This is a genomic window from Bacillus sp. AP50 (assembly GCF_040492675.1).
In the GTDB taxonomy this organism is placed as follows: domain Bacteria; phylum Bacillota; class Bacilli; order Bacillales; family Bacillaceae_G; genus Bacillus_A; species Bacillus_A cereus.
The window spans coordinates 1-5,198 of the sequence record NZ_JBEUTW010000028.1; the positions used below are offsets into that span (position 1 = coordinate 1).

Below are 5,198 nucleotides of genomic sequence, written 5' to 3' on the forward strand. Positions count from 1 at the left end.
TTTTTGACTTTTATTGAAAGTGGATTACACTATAAAAATTTTAGAGAATGGCTATCTATATAAAAATTACATAACAGTAGCTAATATAAATCCATTAAATAAGACGATTACTTGTACGGATGCTTTTCATAATCAAAGAATGTTTAAGTTTGGAGATGTAATTGAAGTGGATTAGAGGGGGAGAAATAAAAATAGTTATCTCTTCCTAACTTAATTATATCATGTAAATCAAGTTCGAAATAGACTGTTTATTCGTATTGACTCCTGCTACAATCAAGAACACATGCATAGTAAGGAGAGATGTTACATGAGTTCTTTCGTTCTCGATTTTCAGGAAATAGAAAACACGCAGCTTTCGCTCGTCGGTGGAAAAGGTTTGAATTTAGGGGAGTTATCAAGCGTTCAAGGGTTACAAGTACCCGAAGGTTTTTGTGTTACAACGGTAGGATATGAAAAGGCTATCGAGCAAAATGAAGAGCTTCAAACTTTGTTGCAGCAGCTAACAAAGTTGAAAATGGAAGAGCGTGCTCAAATTGGTGAAATGAGTAAGAAGATTAGAGAAGTCATTATGGCAGTAGAAATCCCTACTGATGTAGTGGAAGCAGTAGCTCATTATCTCTCACGTTTTGGAAATGAACATGCGTATGCCGTGCGTTCTAGTGCGACGGCTGAAGATTTACCGTATGCTTCATTTGCAGGTCAACAAGATACGTATTTAAATATTATCGGAGAAGAAGCGATTTTACAGCATGTAAGAAAGTGCTGGGCGTCTTTATTTACAGAGCGAGCAGTTACGTACCGCATGCAAAATGGTTTTGAACATAATCAAGTTTCTATATGTGTTGTCGTTCAAAAAATGGTTTTCCCTGAGGCTTCGGGCATTTTATTTACGGCTGATCCAATTACTTCTAACCGAAAGGTGTTATCAATTGATGCCAGTTTTGGACTTGGTGAGGCATTAGTATCGGGTCTGGTCTCTGCCGATAATTATAAAGTAAAAGAAGGCGAAATTTCAGAAACGATGATAGCGACTAAAAAAATAGCTATTTATGCTGTAAAAGAGGGCGGAACAGAGACGAAACAGATTGATCCGGTTCAGCAAAAACTTCAAACATTGTCTGAACAACAAATTTTACAACTAGCACAGATCGGAAGACAAATCGAAGCTTATTTTGGTTGTCCGCAAGATATTGAATGGTGCTTAGTTGATGATACAATTTATATAGTCCAAAGCAGACCGATTACGACTTTATATCCAATTCCAGAAGTAAATGATGGGGAAAATCACGTGTATATATCAGTTGGTCACCAACAAATGATGACCGATGCGATGAAACCACTTGGGTTATCTTTTTTCTTGTTAACAACTAGTGCCCCTATGCGTAAAGCGGGAGGCAGGTTATTTGTCGATGCTACGCAACAATTAGCTTTACCTGCTAGCAGAGATTACTTAATAAACACTTTAGGAAAATCGGATCCACTCGTAAGAGATGCATTAACGACTATAGTTGAGCGAGATAATTTTATTAAATTATTACCAGATGATGAAAAAGGGAAGAGTGTTGGTAAAAGTGTGCCACCTGCAAATTCTCAACCAGAAATTGAAAATGATCCGGCAATCGTTACAAATTTAATACAGAATAGTCAAGCATCAATCGAAGAGTTAAAACGAAACATACAAACGAAATCAGGGCTGGATGTACTCCATTTTATTTTAGAAGACATTCAGCAATTAAAGAAAGTATTATTTAACTCGCAAAGTATAGCTATTATTATGGCAGGTATGAATGCTTCATCATGGATTAATGAAAAGATGGAACAATGGCTAGGGGAAAAGAATGCAGCAGATGTACTTTCACAATCTGTACAAAATAATATTACTTCAGAAATGGGTTTAGCATTATTAGATGTTGCAGATGTGATTCGGCCGTATCCAGAAGTCATTGCGTATTTACAGCATGTAGAAGATGACAGCTTTTTAGATGAATTAATTCAGTTTAAAGGCGGGGAAACAGTTCGGGATGCAATCGATGCCTTTCTAAATAAATATGGAATGAGATGCAGCGGAGAAATCGACATTACGAAAACGCGCTGGAGTGAACAGCCAGCTACAATTATACCGATGATTTTAAATCATATAAGGGACTTTGAATATGGTGCTAGTAAACGGAAGTTTGAAGAAGGGCTGCAGGAAGCTTTGAAAAAAGAAGAAGAGCTGTTAGAGCGATTGCAGCACTTGCCGGGTGGGGAACAAAAAGTAGAAGAGACGAAGAGAATGATTTGTAACCTCCGCAATTTCATCGGTTATCGTGAATATCCGAAATACGGCATGATTCATCGTTATTTCATATATAAGCAGGCATTACTGAAAGAAGCAGAGAAACTTGTGAAAAATAATGTTCTGGATGAAATAGAAGATATATACTATCTAACTTTTGAAGAACTTCACGAAGTCGTCCGCACAAATAAACTAGATTACGAGCTTATTCATCAACAAAAAAATGAGTACAAATTATATGAAAAACTAACGCCGCCGCGAGTTATGACGTCTGATGGAGAAATCATTACAGGTAAATATAAACGAGAAAATCTCCCGGCCGAAGCAATTGTAGGTTTGCCTGTTTCTTCGGGAGTAATTGAGGGAAGAGCTCGCGTTATTTTAAATATGGAAGATGCGAATTTAGAAGAGGGAGATATATTAGTTACGGCTTTTACTGACCCTGGCTGGACACCATTATTTGTATCTATAAAAGGATTAGTTACTGAAGTCGGCGGACTTATGACGCATGGAGCAGTTATCGCACGTGAATATGGATTACCGGCAGTCGTTGGAGTAGAGAATGCTACGAAATTAATAAAAGACGGACAACGAATTCGGGTACATGGAACAGAAGGGTATATTGAAGTGTTGTAATGAAATAAAAGAACATCCGCTATTATAGTGGATGTTCTTTTATTATATAGCTGACTTATTTCTTTAAGCCAGCCGCATAAAAAGGTCCATGAACTGCGATTGTTGATAATATGAACAATAATGTTCGTACGCAAATATTAGAAGGGTTAAAAGCAAAAGGAGATACTGTAACAACAGATCAAGCTGCGAAATTAGTAACACCTATTGTAAAGAACGTGAAAAATATGAATGAGGTCGGCAAAAATAGTGCGAACGGTAACTCACCAATATCATTGTTCCAGCCGTTATGGATTGCAAGTTTAGCTAGTGCAGCGATTATTTTTATTGCGATTAGTAAAATGCCAGTAAGCTCAAGAAAAGAAAACTTTCTGTTAAAAGTAAACCAAATCGTAACAGGAGCTATTGCGACACTTGTAATTGGATTTGGTCTTACATGGATTGCGGATGGGATGGTAGGGTTAAATATTTCGAACTTCACGGATACAGCTCTATTCTTATCCATTACTTCTTTTAGTTTCTTCTTAATGATATCTGCGGTACTTTCATTGGTTGGGCTAAAAGGAATCGGTTTATTCGCTTTATTACTATTCTTCGGGGCGCCGTTACTATCGTTAGCACCTGAGATGTTGTCTCCGTTTTATCAAGACTGGGTTTACTCATGGTTACCAATGAAATTTATGATTGAAGGCTTAAGAGAAATCTTCTTCTTCGGAAAAGGATTAAGCTGGAATACACCTGTTACTGTACTCGTTTGGATTGGTATAGTAAGTATGGTTACTATATTAGCAACTGCATTCAAACGTAGTGCAGTAAAAGGGTATAAAACAGAATTGAACGCTTAAAAAAAAGCCGTTTCACTAATTAGTGAAACGGCTTTTTTTGATGAAATCTATAAGCTGAAGAATGAATATTTGCTGATAATAAAGTTTGTTAATTTTTCTGGCTTTTCCTCAATGTAAACACCTAATTGTTGAAAAGTGTTATGTTTAGAATTAAGTCGGGATTTCTAAAGGTCACGTACATTCCAGACAATCTCACCACGTTCGTCATCCCACGTACTGTGATGACGCTTAAATCCTATCTTTTCTAGTACCCGGAGGGAAGCGATATTCCAAGCACCTACAGTCGACCAAAGTCTTTGGCGCCCAGTAGCAATCGCCGCGTCCAGTACAACAGATGCCGCCTCAGTCGCATAACCTTTACCATGAGCGCTGCGGAACAACTCGTATGCAATCTCCGGCTCTTCAAGTGTGGAACGACCGATAATCAAGCCGCAGTATCCGATGAAATCGCCTTCGTCTCTTCTTCGAATAGTGAGAAGGGAAATGCCATTTTCATCTGCCTTCTTACGCATCTCAATAAGCCGGTTACGAACGGAGTCGAGGGTCGGCATGTCCACACCACGTTCGCCAATTAAATTCCTCATCCAAACTGAATCGGATTCCTCCCACATACTCAGGTCAAGTCGTTCGGTTTTTAGCTGGAACTCCATAGTTTTAAATAAAGATGGCATAGTGGAACCTCCTAATTATGTCACTTAACTCATAATAGCTTCGCACCGCATCATGTTGAACCAATCGTTGATTCGCGAATTTATTTTCCTAACTCCCGCGAGAGTTTATAGCAACAGTATACAATAGTATTATTTTATGCATAAGCAATTCCTTTGCAAAATAGACCCTTTTCTCAAACTTTTCTTTCATTCTAAAGCCGTCCCGTTAAATACACAGGCTCCTACTATTTCTAAATGCATAAAATGGTAAGCGAAAGTATGGGGGGATACGATGTATAATTCAAATTATTATGATTGTTATAGGCAAAATGATAAGTTGATTAGTGATATTGAAAAAGCTATAAATGGAGAGTATAGCGCCATAAGCTGCTATGCAAAATTAGCGAATATGGCTCCAAATCAAGTAGAACAAAAACAAATTCTTGAAATTCGTAATGATGAAATAAAGCATTTCCACAACTTTGTACAAATTTATACGAACTTAACTGGCAGGCAGCCGAAACCACAAATTACTGAAGACTGCCCAAATACGTATTTACAAGGATTAGAGTTCGCTATACAAGATGAACAAAAAACAGTAGATTTTTATTTGGAAATTTCAGATGAGACATCCGATGTACATTTGAAAGAGTTGTTACGGAGAATAGCTGCGGATGAACAAAATCATGCAGTATGGTTTTTATATTATTTTGTAAAGTCGAAGTGAGCATTAAGAATGAACGGCTAATGTGGTGCATATATTAAAAATTATTTTAAAACGCAGTGCAACAA

The 5,198-nt window shown here is 37.4% G+C and carries 4 protein-coding genes and 1 pseudogene; 4 read left to right on the forward strand and 1 reads right to left on the reverse strand.

The features are described 5' to 3' along the window. The first annotated feature begins 13 nt into the window (after window positions 1–13). The 3 genes and pseudogenes from ABWK52_RS04125 to ABWK52_RS04135 all read left to right on the forward strand — a co-directional run. Window positions 14–175: a YolD-like family protein gene (locus ABWK52_RS04125; RefSeq protein ID WP_015382330.1), complete on the forward strand. Its 162-nt coding sequence runs from the start codon at window positions 14–16 to the stop codon at window positions 173–175. A 132-nt stretch (window positions 176–307) separates the two neighbouring features. Next, window positions 308–2,914, forward strand: a complete 2,607-nt coding sequence (gene ppsA, locus ABWK52_RS04130) for a phosphoenolpyruvate synthase (RefSeq protein ID WP_098542002.1) — start codon at window positions 308–310, stop codon at window positions 2,912–2,914. A 95-nt stretch (window positions 2,915–3,009) separates the two neighbouring features. Further along, window positions 3,010–3,756 (forward strand): annotated as a pseudogene (locus tag ABWK52_RS04135) (phage infection protein); the annotation flags it as partial. 164 nt (window positions 3,757–3,920) lie between these two features. Here ABWK52_RS04135 and ABWK52_RS04140 read toward each other — a convergent pair. Beyond that, window positions 3,921–4,427: a GNAT family N-acetyltransferase gene (locus ABWK52_RS04140; RefSeq protein WP_001139533.1), complete on the reverse strand. Its 507-nt coding sequence runs from the start codon at window positions 4,425–4,427 to the stop codon at window positions 3,921–3,923. 271 nt (window positions 4,428–4,698) lie between these two features. Here ABWK52_RS04140 and ABWK52_RS04145 point away from each other — a divergent pair, with 271 nt between their 5' ends. After that, on the forward strand, window positions 4,699–5,133 hold the full coding sequence (locus tag ABWK52_RS04145) for a ferritin-like domain-containing protein (protein ID WP_000282817.1): 435 nt from the start codon (window positions 4,699–4,701) through the stop codon (window positions 5,131–5,133). Window positions 5,134–5,198: the final 65 nt, after the last annotated feature.